The organism is Mycolicibacterium hodleri, from assembly GCF_025822245.1.
Classification (GTDB): domain Bacteria; phylum Actinomycetota; class Actinomycetes; order Mycobacteriales; family Mycobacteriaceae; genus Mycobacterium; species Mycobacterium hodleri.
The window spans coordinates 148,294-166,093 of the sequence record NZ_JACKTL010000043.1 but is presented as its reverse complement, the minus strand read 5'-3'; the positions used below and the strand labels follow the sequence as shown (position 1 = coordinate 166,093).

The 17,800-nt window shown below is 69.4% G+C and carries 19 protein-coding genes; 13 read left to right on the top strand and 6 right to left on the bottom strand.

Annotation, left to right across the window (positions count from 1 at the left end; translation table 11 throughout):
* Positions 1-5: 5 nt before the first annotated feature.
* The 6 genes from katG to upp all read left to right on the top strand — a co-directional run bounded on the left by katG (position 6) and on the right by upp (position 6,449).
* The gene (gene katG, locus H7J06_RS19145; RefSeq protein ID WP_372515362.1) at positions 6-2,180 is read left to right on the top strand and encodes a catalase/peroxidase HPI; all 2,175 of its coding nucleotides are present in this window, start codon (positions 6-8) and stop codon (positions 2,178-2,180) included.
* 74 nt (positions 2,181-2,254) lie between these two features.
* The gene (locus tag H7J06_RS19140) at positions 2,255-2,863 is read left to right on the top strand and encodes a class I SAM-dependent DNA methyltransferase (RefSeq protein ID WP_264040608.1); all 609 of its coding nucleotides are present in this window, start codon (positions 2,255-2,257) and stop codon (positions 2,861-2,863) included.
* A complete protein-coding gene (locus tag H7J06_RS19135) occupies positions 2,860-3,255 on the top strand; it encodes a VOC family protein (RefSeq protein WP_264040607.1) in 396 nt (131 codons plus the stop codon). The genes H7J06_RS19140 and H7J06_RS19135 overlap by 4 nt, the downstream gene beginning before the upstream one ends.
* A gap of 90 nt (positions 3,256-3,345) precedes the next feature.
* Complete coding sequence (locus H7J06_RS19130) at positions 3,346-4,581, top strand: GTP cyclohydrolase II (RefSeq protein WP_264040606.1); 1,236 nt, start codon at positions 3,346-3,348, stop codon at positions 4,579-4,581.
* Positions 4,578-5,810, top strand: coding sequence for a URC4/urg3 family protein (locus H7J06_RS19125; protein WP_264040605.1), 1,233 nt, complete (start codon positions 4,578-4,580; stop codon positions 5,808-5,810). The genes H7J06_RS19130 and H7J06_RS19125 overlap by 4 nt, the downstream gene beginning before the upstream one ends.
* 9 nt (positions 5,811-5,819) lie before the next feature.
* Positions 5,820-6,449 carry a uracil phosphoribosyltransferase gene (gene upp / locus H7J06_RS19120; protein ID WP_264040603.1) on the top strand — a complete coding sequence of 210 codons (630 nt, stop codon included), beginning with the start codon at positions 5,820-5,822 and terminating at the stop codon, positions 6,447-6,449.
* Here the strand turns inward: upp and H7J06_RS19115 are convergent, their stop codons facing one another.
* Positions 6,450-7,157: an Rv0518 family GDSL lipase gene (locus H7J06_RS19115; RefSeq protein ID WP_264040602.1), complete on the bottom strand. Its 708-nt coding sequence runs from the start codon at positions 7,155-7,157 to the stop codon at positions 6,450-6,452.
* A complete protein-coding gene (locus H7J06_RS19110) occupies positions 7,157-8,407 on the bottom strand; it encodes an acyltransferase family protein (RefSeq protein WP_264040601.1) in 1,251 nt (416 codons plus the stop codon). The genes H7J06_RS19115 and H7J06_RS19110 overlap by 1 nt, the downstream gene beginning before the upstream one ends.
* A 263-nt stretch (positions 8,408-8,670) precedes the next feature.
* Between H7J06_RS19110 and H7J06_RS19105 the strand changes: the two genes are divergently transcribed.
* Positions 8,671-9,102, top strand: a complete 432-nt coding sequence (locus tag H7J06_RS19105; protein WP_264040860.1) for a Rieske (2Fe-2S) protein — start codon at positions 8,671-8,673, stop codon at positions 9,100-9,102.
* On the opposite strand, the gene H7J06_RS19100 is transcribed toward H7J06_RS19105, so the two are convergent.
* Positions 9,103-9,693, bottom strand: a complete 591-nt coding sequence (locus H7J06_RS19100) for a M15 family metallopeptidase (RefSeq protein ID WP_264040600.1) — start codon at positions 9,691-9,693, stop codon at positions 9,103-9,105.
* A gap of 64 nt (positions 9,694-9,757) precedes the next feature.
* Between H7J06_RS19100 and H7J06_RS19095 the strand changes: the two genes are divergently transcribed.
* Both H7J06_RS19095 and yaaA read left to right on the top strand, forming a co-directional pair.
* A complete protein-coding gene (locus H7J06_RS19095) occupies positions 9,758-10,894 on the top strand; it encodes an alkaline phosphatase family protein (protein ID WP_264040599.1) in 1,137 nt (378 codons plus the stop codon).
* Between the two features lie 10 nt (positions 10,895-10,904).
* On the top strand, positions 10,905-11,651 hold the full coding sequence (gene yaaA, locus H7J06_RS19090; RefSeq protein ID WP_264040598.1) for a peroxide stress protein YaaA: 747 nt from the start codon (positions 10,905-10,907) through the stop codon (positions 11,649-11,651).
* A gap of 3 nt (positions 11,652-11,654) precedes the next feature.
* Here the strand turns inward: yaaA and H7J06_RS19085 are convergent, their stop codons facing one another.
* Entirely contained in the window at positions 11,655-12,062 is a 408-nt protein-coding gene (locus H7J06_RS19085; protein WP_264040597.1) for a VOC family protein, read from the bottom strand.
* A gap of 77 nt (positions 12,063-12,139) precedes the next feature.
* Between H7J06_RS19085 and H7J06_RS19080 the strand changes: the two genes are divergently transcribed.
* The 3 genes from H7J06_RS19080 (at position 12,140) to H7J06_RS19070 (ending at position 15,046) form a co-directional block, all read left to right on the top strand.
* On the top strand, positions 12,140-12,379 hold the full coding sequence (locus H7J06_RS19080; protein ID WP_264040596.1) for a hypothetical protein: 240 nt from the start codon (positions 12,140-12,142) through the stop codon (positions 12,377-12,379).
* Between the two features lie 169 nt (positions 12,380-12,548).
* On the top strand, positions 12,549-13,541 hold the full coding sequence (locus H7J06_RS19075; RefSeq protein WP_264040595.1) for a TerC family protein: 993 nt from the start codon (positions 12,549-12,551) through the stop codon (positions 13,539-13,541).
* A 44-nt stretch (positions 13,542-13,585) separates the two neighbouring features.
* Entirely contained in the window at positions 13,586-15,046 is a 1,461-nt protein-coding gene (locus tag H7J06_RS19070; RefSeq protein ID WP_264040593.1) for an amidase, read from the top strand.
* On the opposite strand, the gene H7J06_RS19065 is transcribed toward H7J06_RS19070, so the two are convergent.
* The gene (locus tag H7J06_RS19065) at positions 15,043-16,623 is read right to left on the bottom strand and encodes a sensor histidine kinase (protein ID WP_264040592.1); all 1,581 of its coding nucleotides are present in this window, start codon (positions 16,621-16,623) and stop codon (positions 15,043-15,045) included. The two genes, H7J06_RS19070 and H7J06_RS19065, sit on opposite strands and share 4 nt — an antisense overlap.
* Before the next feature lie 106 nt (positions 16,624-16,729).
* On the opposite strand from H7J06_RS19065, the gene H7J06_RS19060 reads away from it, so the two are divergent.
* Entirely contained in the window at positions 16,730-17,083 is a 354-nt protein-coding gene (locus H7J06_RS19060; protein ID WP_264040591.1) for a response regulator transcription factor, read from the top strand.
* A gap of 7 nt (positions 17,084-17,090) precedes the next feature.
* Here H7J06_RS19060 and H7J06_RS19055 read toward each other — a convergent pair whose 3' ends face one another.
* Positions 17,091-17,744, bottom strand: coding sequence for a response regulator (locus H7J06_RS19055; protein WP_264040590.1), 654 nt, complete (start codon positions 17,742-17,744; stop codon positions 17,091-17,093).
* Positions 17,745-17,800: the final 56 nt, after the last annotated feature.

Genomic DNA, 17,800 nt, shown 5'->3' with positions numbered 1-17,800 from the left:
GAGAAATGAACGAGTCGAGCATCGAGGGCCAGTGCCCCATGCGCGCTCCCTACCCCACCGAGAGCGGCAGGACCAACGAGAGTTGGTGGCCCAAGAAGCTCAACCTCAAGATCTTGGCCAAGAACCCGGTCGAGGTCGACCCGTTCGGTGGCACGTTCGACTACGCCGCAGCGTTCGGCGCCCTGGACCTCGCGGCGGTGAAGAGCGACATCGAAGCCGTCCTCACCACCTCGCAGGACTGGTGGCCCGCCGACTTCGGGCACTACGGGCCGCTCATGATCCGGATGGCGTGGCACAGCGCCGGCACCTACCGCGTCAGCGACGGCCGCGGCGGCGCAGGCGCCGGCCAGCAGCGCTTCGCCCCCCTGAACAGCTGGCCCGACAACGGCAACCTGGACAAGGCGCGCCGGCTGCTCTGGCCCGTCAAGAAGAAGTACGGCAAGAGCCTGTCCTGGGCCGATCTGCTGGTGCTCACCGGCAACGTCGCACTGGAGTCCATGGGCTTCGAGACCTTCGGCTACGCCGGCGGCCGAGCCGACGTGTGGGAGCCCGAGGACGACGTCTACTGGGGCCCTGAGACCGAGTGGCTCGGCGACGCCCGCTACACCGGCAAGCGCGACCTCGAAGACCCGCTCGGTGCCGTGCAAATGGGACTGATCTACGTCAATCCCGAAGGCCCCAACGGACATCCGGATCCGCTGGCCGCCGCGGTGGACATCCGCGAGACCTTCGGCCGGATGGCGATGAACGACGAGGAGACCGTGGCGCTGATCGCCGGTGGCCACACCTTCGGCAAGACGCACGGCGCCGGCGATCCCGATGCCTACGTCGGAGCCGAGCCGGAAGGCGCGCCGCTCGAAGAGCAGGGCCTCGGCTGGAAGCAGTCGTTGGGCAACGGCAAGGGCGCCAACGTGATCACCTCGGGTCTCGAGGTCATCTGGACCCAGAAGCCGACCGAGTGGACCAACCTCTTCTTCGACAACCTGTTCGGCTTCGAGTGGGAACTGGAGAAGAGCCCCGCCGGCGCCAATCAGTGGGTGGCCAAGGATGCCCCCGAGTCGGCGTACGTGCCCGGTCCGGAGGCGACGTCGGAGAAGCGCAAGCCGACGATGCTCACCACCGACCTCGCGTTGCGCATGGACCCGATCTACGGTCCGATCTCCAAGCGCTTCCACGAAAACCCCGACCAGTTCGCCGACGCGTTCGCCCGCGCCTGGTTCAAGCTGACGCACCGCGACATGGGACCCATCCAGCGCTACCTCGGCCCCGAGGTTCCGTCGGAGACCCTCGACTGGCAGGACCCGGTCCCGACCGGCCAGAGCCAGCTCTCGACCGAGGACGTCGCCACGCTCAAGGGGGACATCCTGGCGTCGGGACTGACCGTCTCGCAACTGGTGTCGACCGCGTGGGCGTCCGCGTCGACGTTCCGCGGCAGCGACAAGCGCGGCGGAGCCAACGGCGGCCGCATCCGGCTGCAGCCGCAGTCGTCGTGGGAGGTCAACAACCCAGACGAGCTCGCCCAGGTGATCCGCACGCTGGAGGGCATCCAGGCCTCCTTCGGCGCCGACAAGGTGTCGTTCGCCGACCTCGTCGTGCTCGGCGGCGTCGCGGCAGTCGAGAAGGCCGCGGCCGACGGCGGGGTCTCCATCTCGGTGCCGTTCACCCCGGGTCGCGGTGACGCCACCCAGGAGTGGACGGACGAGGAGTCCTTCGCCTACCTCGAGCCGAAGACCGACGGGTTCCGCAACTACCTCGGCAAGGGCAATCTCCCCTTGGAGTACCTGCTGGTCGACCGCGCCAACCTGCTCACCCTGACCGCGCCGGAGCTGACGGTCCTCGTCGGCGGCCTGCGCGTCCTCGGAGCGAACTGGGACGGCTCGAAGCACGGCGTCTTCACCGACCGGGTGGGCACGTTGACGAACGACTTCTTCACCAACCTGCTCGACATCGACGTCTCCTGGACGGCGACCGACGACTCGTCGGACACCTTCGAGGGCACCAACGCGTCGGGCAGCGTGAGGTACACCGGCACCCGGGCCGACCTCGTGTTCGGGTCGAACTCCGAATTGCGCGCGGTCGCCGAGGTATACGCCAGCGACGACGCCAAGGAGAAGTTCGTCACCGACTTCGTCGCCGCCTGGGCCAAGGTCATGGACCTCGACCGGTACGACCTCGTCTAAGCCACTCTGCAGCCCCAGGAACACCCCGCGAACCGGCTTCGGCCCGCGGGGTGTTCTTGCGTGACAATGGCGGCATGGGCACCCGATGGCAGGACTCGAACGCGCCGCGCGGCGACAGCTATGACCAGCGGTGGGCGAAGCTCGCCGAGTCGGGCGAGAGCATTCACGGCGAGGCGGACTTCGTCGAGAGTGTGCTGGGGCAAGCGGGCGGGCGCCGGGTCCTCGACGCGGGGTGTGGCACCGGCCGCGTCGCAATCGAGTTGGCCCGTCGCGGGCTCTCGGTGGTCGGGGTCGACGCCGACCCCGACATGCTCGCCACCGCGCGCACCAAGGCCCCCGACCTCACCTGGATTCACGCCGACCTGGCGGACCTCGGGGCGCACTCGACCGAGACGTTCGACGTCGTCCTTCTCGCGGGCAACGTGATGATCTTTCTCGCCCCGGGGACCGAGGACAGGGTCATGGGCGAGCTGGCCGACCGGCTCGCCCCCGGCGGACTTCTGGTCGCCGGCTTCTCGATTCGACCCGGTCGGCTGCCGCTCGCGGAGTACGACCATGTCGCCGCCGGCGCCGGATTGGAGTCCGTGGCCCGGTTTGCGACGTGGGACCGCGAGCCCTACGAGGGTGGCGACTACGCGGTGTCGGTGCACCGTCGGACGGACGTGGCAGGGTCACCGGCATGACCTCGGACGTGACCCCCGACTCACCCGCTCTGCGCATCGGATCGGTGTCCGTCGACTGCCCGGACCCCGGCGCGCTCGCGGACTTCTACGCCGAACTGTTCGGCATGACGCGGATCGTCGAATCACCCGACGGCCGGGTCGTCGCCATCTCCGACGGAACCCACACCCTGGCGATGATGAAGGTCGACGACTACGCGCCGCCGACCTGGCCAGAACCCGGGCAGGGCCAGCAGATGCACTTCGACGTCTCGGTGCGCGATCTCGACGCCGCCGCCGCACGCGCACAGGCCGTCGGCGCCCGGCTCGCCGAGCATCAGCCCGCGCCCGACCTGTGGCTGGTGTTCCTCGACCCGGCCGGCCATCCCTTCTGCCTGACCACGTTCGGCCCGTAGCACTCGGCGTCCGGCGTGGCGTGCGGCGAGTCGCTATGCTGGCGCATTCCACCGGCCCGACGCCGGACGTTCGACCCCCGAGGAGCGAGCATGGTCGCGCACATCCGACTGACCTCGCACAGCGGTGGGGTGGGTGCCCTGCCCATCAGGTGGGACGCCCCGACGGCGACCGAACGCGGACCCGTCATCGGCACCACCACCAAGCGCGCGCACCGCAACGTGATCGGCACCCACAGTGGTTCCTACGGCGTGTACCGGGCGCTGGCCGTCGCGGCCGGAGCGCTGTCGCGAGAGCACAAGGCCGACCTCACCAACACCTCACCCACCGACGTCATCGGCCCTCATCCGCAGTGGAGCGAACCGGGCAAGATCGTCAGCCTGGACCCGTGGGGGGCGATGGTCGCCGACGTGTTCGCCGACGAACTGGCGGCCGGTCACGACATGCGCCCGTCGATCGCCGTCACCAAGGCGCACGTCATCCTGCCCGAGGTCGTCGACGCCGTGCAGAAGGGTCGGCTCGTCCCCGACGGTCGCGTGCTGCTCCCCAGCGGAGCCGCGTTGGTCACCAAGGCCGCGATCGAACCGGTCTGGTATCTGCCCGGGGTGGCGCAACGGTTTGACTGCTCCGAAACCGATTTGCGCAGAGCCCTGTTCGAGGAGACCGGCGGGATGTACCCGGAGCTGGTGACCCGGTCCGACCTCGAGGTGTTCCTTCCCCCGATCGGCGGGCAGACCGTCTACGTCTTCGGTGCCACGCACGATCTGGCCGATCCGTCGGTCGAGCTGACCGCTCGGGTGCACGACGAGTGCAACGGCTCGGACGTCTTCGGCTCCGACATCTGTACGTGCCGGCCGTATCTCACCCATGCCATCGAGGAGTGCATCCTCGGCGCCCAGCGCGGCGGCGTGGGACTGGTCTCCTACTCCCGCAAGGAGGGCCGCGCGCTCGGGGAGGTCACCAAGTTCCTGGTCTACAACGCACGCAAGCGGCAGGTGGGCGGCGACACCGCCGACCAGTACTTCGCCCGCACGGAATGCGTTGCGGGAGTGCAGGACATGCGCTTCCAGGAACTCATGCCCGACGTCCTGCATTGGCTGGGCGTCCGCAAGATCCACCGGCTGGTCTCGATGAGCAACATGAAGTACGACGCGATCACCGGCTCAGGCATCGAGGTGGGCGAGCGAGTGAACATCCCGGAGGACCTGGTACCAGCCGACGCCCGCGTCGAGATCGACGCCAAGGTCGCCGCGGGCTACTTCACCCCGGGTCCGGTGCCGGGCGCCGAGGAGCTCCGGAACACGAAGGGCCGCGGGTTGAACGGATGAGTGCCGGCGAGGCCGACGGTGCGGCGGCGTTGCTGCGCACCACCGCTGCCGTCCGAGACCGCGCCACCGCTCTGCTGCACCGGGCGCGCGCCGGCGAGTCCACCTGGTTCGTCGTCGACGACGGGTCGGTGCCCGCGGCGGTGGCCGACGTGGTGGCCGTGACGCGAGACCGCTACCCCGACTTGGACATTCCGTTCCACAGTCGGTGGCGACACTTCGAAGCCGGTGGGGTCCACCGCAAGGCCGAACTCGACGCGCGGCTCGCGGCCCTCGATCCGGCCGGGCGGGCCCGCGCCATGATCGACCTCGCCGTGGTCAGCGTGCTGCTCGACGCCGGTGCGGGACCGGATTGGCACTACGACGAGGCGGCCAGCGGACTGCGATTCGACCGCTCCGAGGGGCTCGGCGTCGCGTCGTTCGACGCGTTCGCCGACGGCGTCTTCTCCTCCGACCCCGGCGTCCCGCTGCGGGTCGACGCGACCGGACTGCTCAGCCTGACGCCGGCGCGCCTGGCCGAGGCGTTCCAGATCACCCCGGACAACCCGCTGGTCGGCGTCGACGGTCGGGTGGCGCTCCTGCACCGCCTGGGGCAGGCCCTGACCGGGCAGCCCGAGACCTTCGGCCCGCTCGGCCGGCCCGGCGGGTTGTTCGACCGGCTGCTGCCCCAGCACGGTCCGGCGACGATCGCCGCGCACGACATCCTGTCGCAGTTGCTGCTGTCACTGTCGGGAATCTGGCTGGCGGACAACGCCATCGGTGATCAACGGCTAGGTGACTGCTGGCGGCACCCGGCCGTGGCGGGACCCGGCCTGACCCAGGGGTGGATGCCCTTTCACAAACTGTCGCAGTGGTTGACCTACTCGCTGCTCGAGCCGTTCGCCTGGGCGGGCGTCCAGGTCGTCGGGCTCGAGGAGTTGACCGCGCTCCCCGAGTACCGCAACGGTGGTCTGCTGCTCGACGCCGGCGTGCTCCGGCTACGCGACCCCGGCTGGCTGAGGACCGCGTGGGCCGTCGACGCCGAACTGGTGGTCGAATGGCGGGCGTTGACGGTGGCGCTGCTCGACGAGCTGGCTCCGCTGGTGCGCGCCGAGCTCGGCGTGGACGCGGCCCAGATGCCGTTGGCCTGCGTGTTGGAGGGCGGCACGTGGGCCGCGGGTCGGGTGCTGGCGCAGCGCCTCCGCGGCGGGCTGCCTCCGTTGGTGGTCGTCAGCGACGGCACCGTCTTCTAGGAGGATGACATGGGATCGCTACATCTGGTCGACCACCCGCTGGTACAGCACAAGTTGACCTTGTTGCGCCGAAAGGAGGCGTCCACCAAGACCTTTCGACAACTCGTCAACGAAATCGCCGCACTGGTGGCCTACGAGGTGTTGCGTGACGTTCCGCTGCACGACGTCGAGATCGAGACGCCGCTGGAGACCATGACCGGCCGGGTCATCGACGGCAAGAAACTGGTCTTCGTCTCGATCCTGCGGGCAGGCACCGGCATCCTCGACGGCATGCTGAGCGTCGTCCCCGGCGCACGGGTGGGCCACATCGGCCTGTACCGCGACCCCAAGACACTGGTGGCGGTCGAGTACTACTTCAAGATGCCCGGCGACCTCGACGAGCGCGACGTGGTGGTCGTCGACCCCATGCTGGCCACCGGCAATTCGGCGATCGCCGCGGTGGACCGGCTCAAGGAATGCGGCCCCAAGTCGATCAAGTTCGTCTGCCTGCTGACGTGCCCGGAGGGGGTGGCGGCCATGCAGCAGGCCCATCCCGACGTCCCGATCTACACCGCCGCCGTCGACCGCCAACTCGACGAGCACGGGTACATCCTGCCGGGGCTCGGAGACGCCGGTGACCGCATCTTCGGCACCAAGTAGTCAGACCCGGCGGGGCAGCTGGTCGCCGATCAGGGGCGCGATCTTGTCCGCCATGTAGGCGTGCCCGGCGTTGGTGGGATGCACGCCGTCGGGTCCGATGAGGTCCGGCCGGTCGACGAACCACCGCTCGGCGATCGGGTCGACGAACGTCGCCCCCGCCAGCATCGACTGGAACGACAGGATGTCGCGGATCTGTAGCACCGCGGGCGGCACGTCCGCCGTCGGCCACGGCGGTCCGATCACCAGCAGCCGCGCGGTCGGCGCGATGCTGCGGGCCAGGGAGAGCGAGCTGAAGACCTGCCCGTTGAGCGCATTGGGATCGACACCCTGGTCGTTGCGGGAGCCGTAGAACACGACGACCGAGTCGTCGGGCTTGACGGCTCTCGGGGTCAGGTCGACGAAGAGGTTGCCCTGATCGCCACGGACGCCGTACCCGGCCCGGCCCTCGGCCGCGACGTCGGCGTTGACCTGCATGCCCCGGCGCGCCAACGTCTTCCAGGCGAGCACGGGCCACGCGTTCGGGCCCTGACCGCCGATCGCGGTGCCATTGGTGTACGAATCGCCGACGACCGCGACCCGCATCACGGGCGTACCCGCGGTCGTGGCCTCATAGGGCGTCGCGCGAACTGAGGGCCCGTTCAGCACCACCCCGACCACCAGGGTCAGCGAGAGGACGAACGTGGCGAAACGGCTACCGAAGTCGTGCATCAACCCGCCTGGACTCGAAGTTTCTTGGGCCGGTCCTCGAGCGGGCCCCGAATCTGATGGGGCTCGGAGGGCTCGGGCACCTCGGACTGCGGGGTGTGCTCCAGGTCGACCGGCGGCCTGCGCTCGCCGACCATGCGGCGCATCCACATTCGCGCGGGTTCCTCGACGAAGTGGAACAGCAGCACCCCCAGGAGCAGGGACACCAGGATGAGCGCGGCGAAGATCAGCTTCGCGCCGATGCTCGGCACCATGGGGATCTGGTACTGGGCCATGATCCACAGCCAGGCGGTGTGGACGATCTCGTGGACCATGTACAGCCCGAAGGAGACTTGTCCGCCGTAGACCATCACCCTGGTGGACAGCAGCGCGGGCAAGGTGCCCGACCCGAGGGCCAACGCCACGACCAGGGGCATGAACAGCACGTCGACCAGGCCGAAGTCGTCGCGGATGGTCGGCAGCGGATGACCGTCGAACCAGTACAAGGCGCCGACGATGACGCCGAGCAAGACCACCGAGACCACGCCGACGGCGGCCCGGGTGCGGTCGGAGGGCCTCATCTTCCGCACCGCGGCGCAGGCCAGCGCGCCGGCGGTGAACTGCAGGACGATGCGGGGCAACCAGCTCCACGGGGTGTAGAACTGGCCGCCGGAGCCCACCAGGAGAATCAGCGGAGGCAGGGTGGCCGCGAAGGACAGCAGCAGCAGACCCCGCGCCCCCGTCGCGCGGTCCACGCGGTGGATCACCAGGATGAGCAACCCGAACAGCAGGTACGCCAACCACTCGGCGCTGATGGACCAGGCCGGGCCGTCCCAGCTCGAGAAGTCGAAGAACGGCTGGAACCACAGCTGCACCATCCCCAACTGGCGTAGGTAGCTGATCGCGTTCAGCGAACCCGCCTCCGGCGACGGGAAGTCCCCGTAGTTGAGGGTGAAGATGATCCACAGCGCCGCGAGGTGCATGGTCACCAGGTACAGCGGCCAGACCCTGGCCAGCCGCAGCCACAGGAAGTGCAGGGTGGCCCTCGTCGACCACCGGTCACCCATCCGCTCCAGGTAGTTCCACGTCAGGACGAAGCCACTGAGGATGAAGAAGAGGTCGACACCTTGCGCACCACAGTCGAGGATCGGCTTGAGCGAGTCGTAGAGCGGTGGTGACGCCATCTGCAGCAGGGGCCGGAAGTGGAACATCACCACCCACAGGGCAGCCACGATGCGCAGGCCGGACAGGGCCTTGATCTCTCCGGTGCGCACAACACTCTTTCCGTGATTCGAGCCGGTCGGTTCGCGTGTGATTCCGCGCCGTTGCGTCAGCTGCCGCGCGGTCGGGGCCTGCTGTCGGCTCTTGGCAGGGTAACAGCGCCGCCTCCGCGGTGGCATGTTCGCAACGCTGTGCAGTTCCTGACACCAGGCCACTTTTCGGTTCCGCGTTCGGTTGCCAGGCAGGGAGGCCACAATTCGTGGCAGACCCCGCGCAGCCCCGCAGGGCCCACGACTTCCCTGGAGGAACCCTCACCATGCTCGATCGACTTCGGCCACCGCGCCGAACCGTCATCGTCGGCGCCGGCCTAGGTGCGTTGGCCACTGCCGCCGCGGCCTGTAGTTCCGGCGACAAGCCGGCCGCCGCCGAATCGACCTCCTCGGCGGCCGCGCCGACGGGTACGCCGGGTGGCGGCGCCCTCGCCAAGACGGCGGACGTACCTGTCGGCTCCGGGATCATCGTCGACGACGTCGTGATCACCCAGCCGACGACGGGAGTCTTCAAGGGGTTCTCGCCGGTGTGCCCGCACGCCGGCTGCAACGTTAACAAGATCGCCGACGGCAAGATCGTCTGTCCCTGCCATCACAGTGAGTTCAACCTCGACGGCACGGTCGCCCAGGGCCCCGCGAAGAAGCCACTCGAGGCAAAGGCCGTCACCGTGCAAGGCGACTCGATCGTCGCCGGCTAGCTACCCGGCGGCGTTGGGCCGCAACGGCGGGCAGTTGCCGGCAGCGTCCACGGCAAGCTCGAAGTGCCAAATCTCGTTGGCGTAGATCTGGCACAGCCCGAACCGCGAGCCGTTGGCGATCATCCACTGGTCCGCGACCACGGGCCCGACGTCGACCGCCTTGCCGAACACGTGCATCGACGTCTCCGGCGACGCCACGAACTGCGCTGCCAGGTCGGTGTTGCCGTAGGTGGTCACGGCCTGGTCGAACAGGCGCTGCTGGAAGCCCTTGGAGCGCCACCCCGAGGTGAGCTGCACGTCGACGCCCTCGGCGGCCGCGGCGGTGGCGGCATTCTGAATCGCCGCGAGCACCGCAGGCTCCAGGAAGCCGACCGCCGGATTCTTCACGTCGAACGGTGAGACCAGCTGGCCGTCGGGAATCGATCCCCCCGTCGTGTCCTCGGCGGCGGCCCCGATGGTCAGCGGTTCGACGGCTACGGCGACGGCTGGCCCGGGCGGCGGGGCGGCCGTCTCGGGTTGCGTGCCGCAACTCATCAGCAGTGCGCTCAGTCCGACGGCCGTCGCCACCGAACCGCTGACCCCCTGACGCATGGGGTGAGCGTATTCGTCGCCGACGGGGACGCCTGCGGCGGCGCCTGTGGCAGGCTCTGACGTCGTGGACCTGCCACGCCCCGACCCCGACCTCCCCCACCTCGCCGACGTCGTCCCCTCGGTGCTCTCCGCCCTGGGCGCACCCGACTTCGAGCGCCGAATTCCGCTGCGCGAGGAACTGTCCGGTGCCTGCGTGTTGCTGGTCGACGGGCTCGGCGCCGAGTTGCTCGACACCTACGCCGCCGACGCCCCCGTGCTGGCCGGGCTCCGCGGGCGTGCGCTGAGCGTCGGCTTCCCGTCGACGACCGCGGCCGGACTGGCGGCGGTCGGCACGGGATGCCGCAGTGGCGAACACGGCATGGTCGGCTACACCTTTCGGCTGGGCGACGCGGGTGTGGTCAACGCCCTGCAGTGGCGCAGGCACCCGGGGGGCGAGGATCTCCTCGACGCGCAGCCGCCCGAGCAGGTGCAACCACTCCCGACGACCTTCGAGCACGCCGCGGCGTCCGGGTTCGCGGTGAGCGTGGTGTCCAACGCGCAGTTCGCCGGTTCCGGACTCACCCGCGCGGTGCTGCGGGGCGGGCGCTACGTCGGCGTACACGGCCTCGGCGACCTCGCCGCCGGGGTGCAGCGCGCCGTCGCGGACCGCGGCTTCTGCTACGGCTACCACGGCGACCTCGACCTCATCGGCCATCTGCACGGGCCGGGCTCTGCGGCCTGGCGAATGCAGTTGCGTCAGGTCGACCGATTGGTCGAATCGGTCGTGGAGAGCCTGCCGCCGGGCGGATTGCTGGCCGTCGTCGCGGATCACGGCATGGTCGCCGTCGGCGACGCCGACCGCGTGGACGTCGACGACGACGCCGCCCTCCTCGACGGGGTCACCGCCGTCGGCGGCGAGGCCCGCGCCCGGCACGTCTACACCGACGACGGCGCGGCCGACGCGGTGCTGGCGGCGTGGCGGGAGACGCTCGGCGACCGGGCCTGGGTGGTGTCGCGTGACGAGGCGATCGACGCGGGCTGGTTCGGCGAACGCGTCGCGGATCGCGTGCGCGGGCGCATCGGCGACGTGGTCGCCGCGGGGCGGGACAGCGCGGTGATGGTGCGACGCACGGCGGAGCCCGTCGAGGCCGGGCTCGTCGGGCATCACGGCTCGCTCACCACCGCCGAACAGCGTGTCCCGCTGCTGCTGGCATACGGCTAGTCTCGTCGCCGTGATCGTGCTGCTGCCGCCGTCGGAGACCAAGCGGGGCGGGGGCGACGGTCCGCCGCTGCGCCTGGACTCCCTCAGTTCCCCCGAGTTGGGCTCGGTGCGCGGCGCGTTGGTCGACGAACTGGTCGACCTGGCCGCCGACCGGCCCGCGGCCCGTCGGGCACTCGGGCTGTCGGCGTCCCAGGACGGCGAGCTCGACCGAAACGCCGCCCTGCGCGACGCACCGACCATGCCCGCCATCGAGCGGTACACCGGCGTGCTCTACGACGCCCTCGACGTCGAATCACTCAGTGGCGCAGCAGCTTCCCGCGCACGCTCCCGGCTCGCGGTCGGCTCGGCACTGTTCGGCCTCCTGCGGGCCGACGACGCCGTCCCCGCCTACCGGCTGTCGGCAGGATCGAAGCTGCCCGGCGGCGGGACGCTGGCGGCCAGGTGGCGGCCCGTGCTGGAACCGGTCTTGGCGGGCCTGGCGCAGGACGAGTTGGTCGTCGACCTGAGGTCGGGAAGCTACGCGGCGCTCGGCAGGTTGTCGGGTGCGGTGGACGTGGACGTGGTCGCCGAGCACGCCGACGGGCGGCGCACCGTCGTCAGCCACTTCAACAAGGCGCACAAGGGCAGGTTGGCCCGGGTGCTGGCCTCGAGCCGGGCCGAGCCGGGTGACGCGGCGGCGGTGGCGACGCTGGCCCGCCGGGCGGGCATGCGCGTCGAGCGCACGGGCAACGAGCTGATCGTCGTGGTGCCCGCCTGACGCTTAGAGCGTTCCGAAGAATTCGATGGAGTTGCCGTCCGGGTCGGCGACGAACATCCAGCCCATCCCGGGAACCGGGGCGAATTCGGTTGGGCCCTCGGTGATTTCGTACCCGGCGGCCTCGACCTTTGCGGCGAGGTCACGCAGGTTCCGCACGCCGACGGTGAAGTACCTGAGCCCAGCCTGCGCCCGACCACCGCCCGCGGCGGCAGGCAACGGTGGTGGCGTGGTGTAGGTGACGAGCTTGAGGACGCTGCCGCCGAGGGGGTAGCGCCGCTGCGTCCCGTCGGCGAAGTCGATCTCGCCTTGCAGTTCGAGGCCGAGGAACCCTTCGTAGAATTCGACCATCGCCTCGACGTTGGTGGTGACGACGCCGATCTCGACACCGGGGCTGAGCAAGTCCAGAATCACGAGCTCAATGTAGGGCCAGCCGAGGCACGCGCGCGGCAGAATGCGCGCCGGTGCGGCGCGGGAAGGGAGACCGCCAGATGGAGACGTTCATCCGCTACCTCAAGATCCAGGCCTTCGTCTTCCTCTGCGGCATCGTCGGCCCGATCTTCCTGATCGTCTTCTTCTGCGTGCCACCCGAACCGGACACCAAGTGGCTGTACTGGGCCGGGCTCTTCGTCACCGCCGGCGACGTCTTGGTCGCCCTCGGGATCACCAACGCGTCGATCCGCGCGGACCCCGCGCCCGCCACGTCGGCGCAGCGCACCGGGCGCGGTTGATTTCCCGTCGCGGCAGTCGTCTGACACACTTGTCGGTGAGGGGAGTATTCCTTCGCTACGGTGTCGTCATCACGTTGTCCACAGTTGGGCAGCCGGTGCCGTAGATCGCACCTGGTGTGCGGTGGCAGAGACCTCGGCCGTAGAACTACGTCCGGAGGCAGCCTCAGCCATGGAAGTCACCAACATCGAATGGATCGTCACGCTGGGCGTGACCCTGGCGGTCCTACTGTTCGACATCATCTTCATCGCCCGTCGGCCCCACGAGCCGACGTTCAAGGAATGCGCGATCGCGCTGACCTTCTACGTGGGCCTGGCCGTCGCGTTCGGCGTGTGGGTCACGTACTTCCACGGCACGCAGTTCGGCGTCGAGTTCTTTGCGGGCTGGCTCACCGAGTACAGCCTCTCCATCGACAACCTGTTCATCTTCCTGATCATCATGGCGAGCTTCAAGGTGCCGAGGAAGTATCAGCAGGAGGCGCTGCTGATCGGCATCATCCTGGCGCTGATCTTCCGCGGCATCTTCATCGCCATCGGCGCGGTGGCGATCAACCAGTTCTCCTGGATCTTCTACGTCTTCGGCGCGTTCCTGGTCTACACCGCGGTCACGCTGGTCCGTGACACCGACCACGACGACGACGCGGAGAACAGCGTGGTCAAGTTCGCCCGCAGGCACCTCACCCTGACCGACAAGTGGGACGGTCTGAAGCTGTGGATCAAGGAGGACGGCAAGCGTCTGATGACGCCGATGTTCCTCGTGATCGTCGCCCTCGGCACCACCGACCTGCTGTTCGCGCTGGACTCGATTCCGGCCATCTATGGGCTCACCAAGGAGCCCTACATCGTGTTCACCGCGAACGTGTTCGCCCTGATGGGTCTGCGCCAGCTGTACTTCCTGCTCGGCGACATGCTCAAGCGTCTGGTCTACCTGTCCCAGGGTCTGGCGTTCATCCTGGCCTTCATCGGCGTGAAGCTGGTGCTACACGCACTGCACGAGAACGAGCTTCCCTTCATCAACGGGGGCGAGCACGTGCCGGTGCCGGAGATCCCGACGCTGGCCAGCCTCGGCGTCATCATCGTGACGCTGGTCATCACCACCGCCGCGAGCCTGTACAAGACCCGCGTCGTGGACAAGAAGGCCGAGACGGTCGACGAGACCAGCTAGCGCCGAGTTGCCCAAACCGAGGCCAGGGTCGAGGATCCGAGCCAATGGACACGCAACAGGCTCGTCAGCTGGCGTCGGTGGATGCGATCGGTCAAGCGGAACTCGTCGGGTCGGGTGAACTGACGGCCGTCGAGCTCCTCGACGCCGCCATCACCCGGCTCGACGACGCCCGCGGACTCAACGCCGTCGTCGCCGACCTCTTCGACCGTGGTCGCCAACAGGCCGCCGCACTCGACGACTCCGGCGCGCTTCGCACCGGTGAGGCGGGGCCGCTGGCGGGGGTTCCCTTCCTGCTCAAGGATCTTGGGGCGTCCCTCGCGGGTGCGCCCGAGGTGATGGGTTCGCGGGCACTGAGAGGCTACGTCCCGACCGAGTCGTCCTGGGTCGTCGACCGGTATTTGAGCGCCGGCCTGGTGGTGTTCGGCAAGACCAACACCCCGGAGTGGGGCAACCACTGCACCACCGAGCCGGTCGTGTTCGGGCCCACGGTGAATCCGTGGTCGCCGGACGTCACTCCCGGCGGGTCGAGCGGCGGGTCGGCGGCTGCCGTCGCGGCAGGCGTCGTGCCCGCGGCCTCCGGCGGCGACGGCACCGGCTCCATCCGGGTGCCCGCGTCGTGCTGCGGGCTGGTGGGCCTCAAGCCACGTCGCGGCCGCAGTTCGTTCGCACCGGACGGCGGCCAGGGGATGGAGGGTCTGGTCAACGGCCACGCCCTGACGCGCACCGTCCGCGACAGCGCCGCGCTCCTCGACGTGATCACCGGGTCCGCGACCGGCGATCCGTACACCGCGCCTCCTCCCGACACCGACTTCCTGACCGCGATCACCCGGCAGCCGACGGGAGTCCGGGTCCTGACCACCACCGAGTCGCCGTTCCCCGGGCCCCCGACCCACCCCGACGTCGTCGCCGCAGTGGAGTCCGTCGCCCGGACGCTCGCCGACCTCGGTCACCATCTGGACGTCGGAGCCCCGACGTTCGATCCCGACGCGGTCGCCGATGCGATCGCCGTTCTGCACACCGTCAGCAACGCGCAGTTGCACGCGTTCGGCAGGCAGGTACTCGGCCGCGAACCCGAGGAGGACGACTTCGAACCCAGCAGTTGGGTGATGATGCGCGAGGGGTTCGCCACGACGGGCGTGGCGTATGCCGAGGCCGTCGGCGCCGTGCACGCGCAGACGCGTCGCTTCGCCGAGGGGATGACGGGCCACGACGTGCTGCTCGTGCCGACGCTGCTGACTCCCCCGCCTCCGTACGGGCTGCTCAACCAGCCGCGGGGAACCACCAGGGCGTTCTTCGACGTCGAGTTCGCCACGACGGGCTGGACGACGATGGCCAACGTGACCGGCTGGGCCGCCATCTCGCTTCCGCTCGGCGTCACGTCGGGCGGTCTGCCCATCGGCGTCCAACTGATGGCGCCCGACGAAACGGTCCTGCTGCAGCTGGCCGCCCAGCTCGAGACGGCGATGCCGTGGTCGGACCGGCGACCGGCCGGCTGGATCGGCTAACTGGCCGTGGCGCGTTCCGGTTGGTGGTCCGGTTCCTGCACTGCCACGGGAATCGACGCCGTCAGGGTCGTGCCCTCACCGAGCGGACTGGAGACCTCCAGCCGGCCGGACACCGCCTCGACCCGGTCGCGCAAACCGATGAGGCCCGATCCACCGCCGTCGGACGTGGCTCCCCCGACGCCGTCGTCGCTGACCTCGATGCACAACGCGTCGTCGACCAATCCCACCCTGATGGTGATGCCCGCGGCCTGAGCATGCTTGGCGGAGTTCGTCATGGCCTCGGCGACCACGTAGTACGCGGCCACCTCGACGGGCTCAGGGAATCGGCGGTCGAGGTCGACCTTCACGCTGGCCGGAACCACCGAGCGGCGCCCGAGCGCCCGCAGCGCCGGACCGAGCCCACCCTTGGACAGGATGGCCGGGTGGATGCCCCGCGAAAGCTCCTGAAGGTTGGTGTACAGATCGGCCAACCCGTTGATCACGTTGTCGAGCTGTTTGCGGACGGTGACGTCCTCCGGGGACACCGACGCCTCGATGGTGCGCAGCCCCAGCCCCAACGCCACGATGCGCTGCTGGGCGCCGTCGTGCAGATCGCGCTCGAACCCCCGTCTGGCCTGGTCGGCCGCCGCCACGACGCGGGCGCGCGACGCCTTCAGCTCGGCCCGCGTCTCGGCGTTGGAGATCGCCGTGGCGACGAGGTCGGCGAAGTCGCAGACCCGTTGCTCGGTACCGTCGGGCATGGGCCCGGCCTGCGCCGAACCAACCATCAGCGCGCCCCGCGCTGCGCCGTCGACGGTGACGGGTGCGCCCGCTCCCGAGCCCAGACCCAGTCCACGCATCCGGACGGCGATCGCGCCCGTCAGGTCCGCGTAGTCGTCGACGCGCGCCGTGCCGCCGGTCTGCCGGATCCGACCGGTGATGCTGTCACCGTCGATCGGGAGTCGCTCCCCCACCCGAAGGGTTTCGCGGCCGGGCCGGTCGTGCGCCGCCAGCACGGTGCAGGAGTCGTCGGCGTCGAAGCGAACGAGCGTCACGTGGTCGACGTCGAGGCCACGCGCCAACTCGGTGACCGTCACCGGGTACACGACGGCCGGTTCGGCGCCGCGGGCCACCAGGGTCGCCACCCGGCGCAATGCCTCCTGCTGCGTGGCCAGGGCGGCGGCCTCGCGGCGGCGCTGCTCGGCTTCCATGGCGCGCAGGCGCGCCTGCCCCGCCAACACGTTTGCCAGCAACGCAACGGGCAGGAAGACCGACAACGCGGCGGTCACGCCGTCGAGGTGGAAGGACAGGTAGACCAGGGTGCTGACGACCGACGTCGTGATCGCCAACCCGAAACCCCAGCCCGCCGAGACGACGAGCACCCCGAGCAGGAAGATCGCGCCGAACGCGTTCTCGGGGGCCACCCTGGTCAGGTAGACCACCACCAGCGTCTCGGCCACGATGAACCCCGTCGCGACCACGATGCCCCACCCCAACGGCCGCGCGGTCGGGCGCAGAAAGGTGGTCAGGAGGCGACGGCGCAGGACGCCGAACCAGCCTTCCTGCTGGTCGTCGGCAGTCGTCGCGCGCTCGGTCATCGCACCGGATGGTAATGCCTTTACAGCGATGTTTCCGGCTAGCAGCAATGCCCGACCCCGTGACGACCTGACAAGCTCGTCTCATGATGTTCTCCAGGGGTTCGCAATGCGTTGTCTGATCGTCGACGACAGTGCCGACTTCCGCGACGCCGCCACCGACATGCTCGGGCGCGCGGGGATCGACGTGGTGGGTGTGGCGTGCACGGGTGAGGAGGCCCTGGCCCGATATGCCGACCTCCATCCCGACGTCACCCTGGTCGACGTGGAACTGGGTGGTGAAAGCGGATTCGACGTCGTCGAGCGGCTTCACGGCGCGGACGGGCCCGCGCCCTCGGTCATCCTCATCTCGACGCACTCCGAACAGGACTACGCGGAGATGATCGCCGAGAGTTCGGCGCTGGGCTTCCTGGCGAAGTTCGCACTGTCGCCGACGGCGATCAGGACCATGGTCGGGCGCTGACTCGCCGTCACAGCGAGTCGAGGTACATGATCACCGCTCGGACCCGACGGTGCTCGTCGTGAGTCTCCGGAAGGTTCAGCTTCGTCAGGATGCTGCGGACGTGCTTCTCGACGGTGCCCTCGGTCACCCAGATCCGGCCGGCGATACCCGAATTCGACAGGCCCTCGGCCATCAGCGTCAGGACCTCGCGCTCGCGGGTGCTCAGCGCGTCCAGCGGATCGTCGCGGCGACGGGCCGAGACCAGCTCCTGCACCAGCGCGGGGTCGATCACCGACGCACCGGCCGCGATCCGGCCCGCGGTCTCGACGAAGTCGTCGACGTTGGTGATGCGGCTCTTGAGTAGGTACCCGACCGAGTGGCCCCCGGCCAGGAGTTCCATCGCGTGTTCGACGTCGACGTGCGCGGACAGCACCAGAATGGCGATGTCGGGCCACTGTTCCCGAATGGACTTCGCGGCGTCGAGACCCTCGGTGTCATGCGACGGCGGCATCCGGATGTCGGTGAGCACCAACCCCGGCTGGCGGTCCCGGACGATGTCGAGCAGCTCGACGGCGTTGCCCGCCTGACCGACGACGTCGAAACCCGAACGGGTCAACAAGCTGGCCAAGCCCTCCCGAAGGAGGACGTCGTCATCGGCGACGACCACGCGCACGGCATTCATCGTCGACGATTGTCGCACTCCGTGGCCCTACCCGCAGGAAACGGGGCGATCGGTGC

Bases quoted from the DNA above. Each gene is read 5' to 3' on its own strand.
- H7J06_RS19135 (WP_264040607.1), top strand. From the start codon at position 2,860: ATGACCTCGGACGTGACCCCCGACTCACCCGCTCTGCGCATCGGATCG.
- H7J06_RS19075 (WP_264040595.1), top strand. From the start codon at position 12,549: ATGGAAGTCACCAACATCGAATGGATCGTCACGCTGGGCGTGACCCTG.
- H7J06_RS19060 (WP_264040591.1), top strand. From the start codon at position 16,730: ATGCGTTGTCTGATCGTCGACGACAGTGCCGACTTCCGCGACGCCGCC.
- H7J06_RS19105 (WP_264040860.1), top strand. From the start codon at position 8,671: ATGCTCGATCGACTTCGGCCACCGCGCCGAACCGTCATCGTCGGCGCC.
- katG (WP_372515362.1), top strand. From the start codon at position 6: ATGAACGAGTCGAGCATCGAGGGCCAGTGCCCCATGCGCGCTCCCTAC.
- H7J06_RS19065 (WP_264040592.1), bottom strand. From the start codon at position 16,623: ATGACCGAGCGCGCGACGACTGCCGACGACCAGCAGGAAGGCTGGTTC.
- H7J06_RS19130 (WP_264040606.1), top strand. From the start codon at position 3,346: ATGGTCGCGCACATCCGACTGACCTCGCACAGCGGTGGGGTGGGTGCC.
- H7J06_RS19070 (WP_264040593.1), top strand. From the start codon at position 13,586: ATGGACACGCAACAGGCTCGTCAGCTGGCGTCGGTGGATGCGATCGGT.
- H7J06_RS19125 (WP_264040605.1), top strand. From the start codon at position 4,578: ATGAGTGCCGGCGAGGCCGACGGTGCGGCGGCGTTGCTGCGCACCACC.
- H7J06_RS19115 (WP_264040602.1), bottom strand. From the start codon at position 7,157: ATGCACGACTTCGGTAGCCGTTTCGCCACGTTCGTCCTCTCGCTGACC.
- H7J06_RS19140 (WP_264040608.1), top strand. From the start codon at position 2,255: ATGGGCACCCGATGGCAGGACTCGAACGCGCCGCGCGGCGACAGCTAT.
- H7J06_RS19080 (WP_264040596.1), top strand. From the start codon at position 12,140: ATGGAGACGTTCATCCGCTACCTCAAGATCCAGGCCTTCGTCTTCCTC.
- upp (WP_264040603.1), top strand. From the start codon at position 5,820: ATGGGATCGCTACATCTGGTCGACCACCCGCTGGTACAGCACAAGTTG.
- H7J06_RS19100 (WP_264040600.1), bottom strand. From the start codon at position 9,693: ATGCGTCAGGGGGTCAGCGGTTCGGTGGCGACGGCCGTCGGACTGAGC.
- H7J06_RS19055 (WP_264040590.1), bottom strand. From the start codon at position 17,744: ATGAATGCCGTGCGCGTGGTCGTCGCCGATGACGACGTCCTCCTTCGG.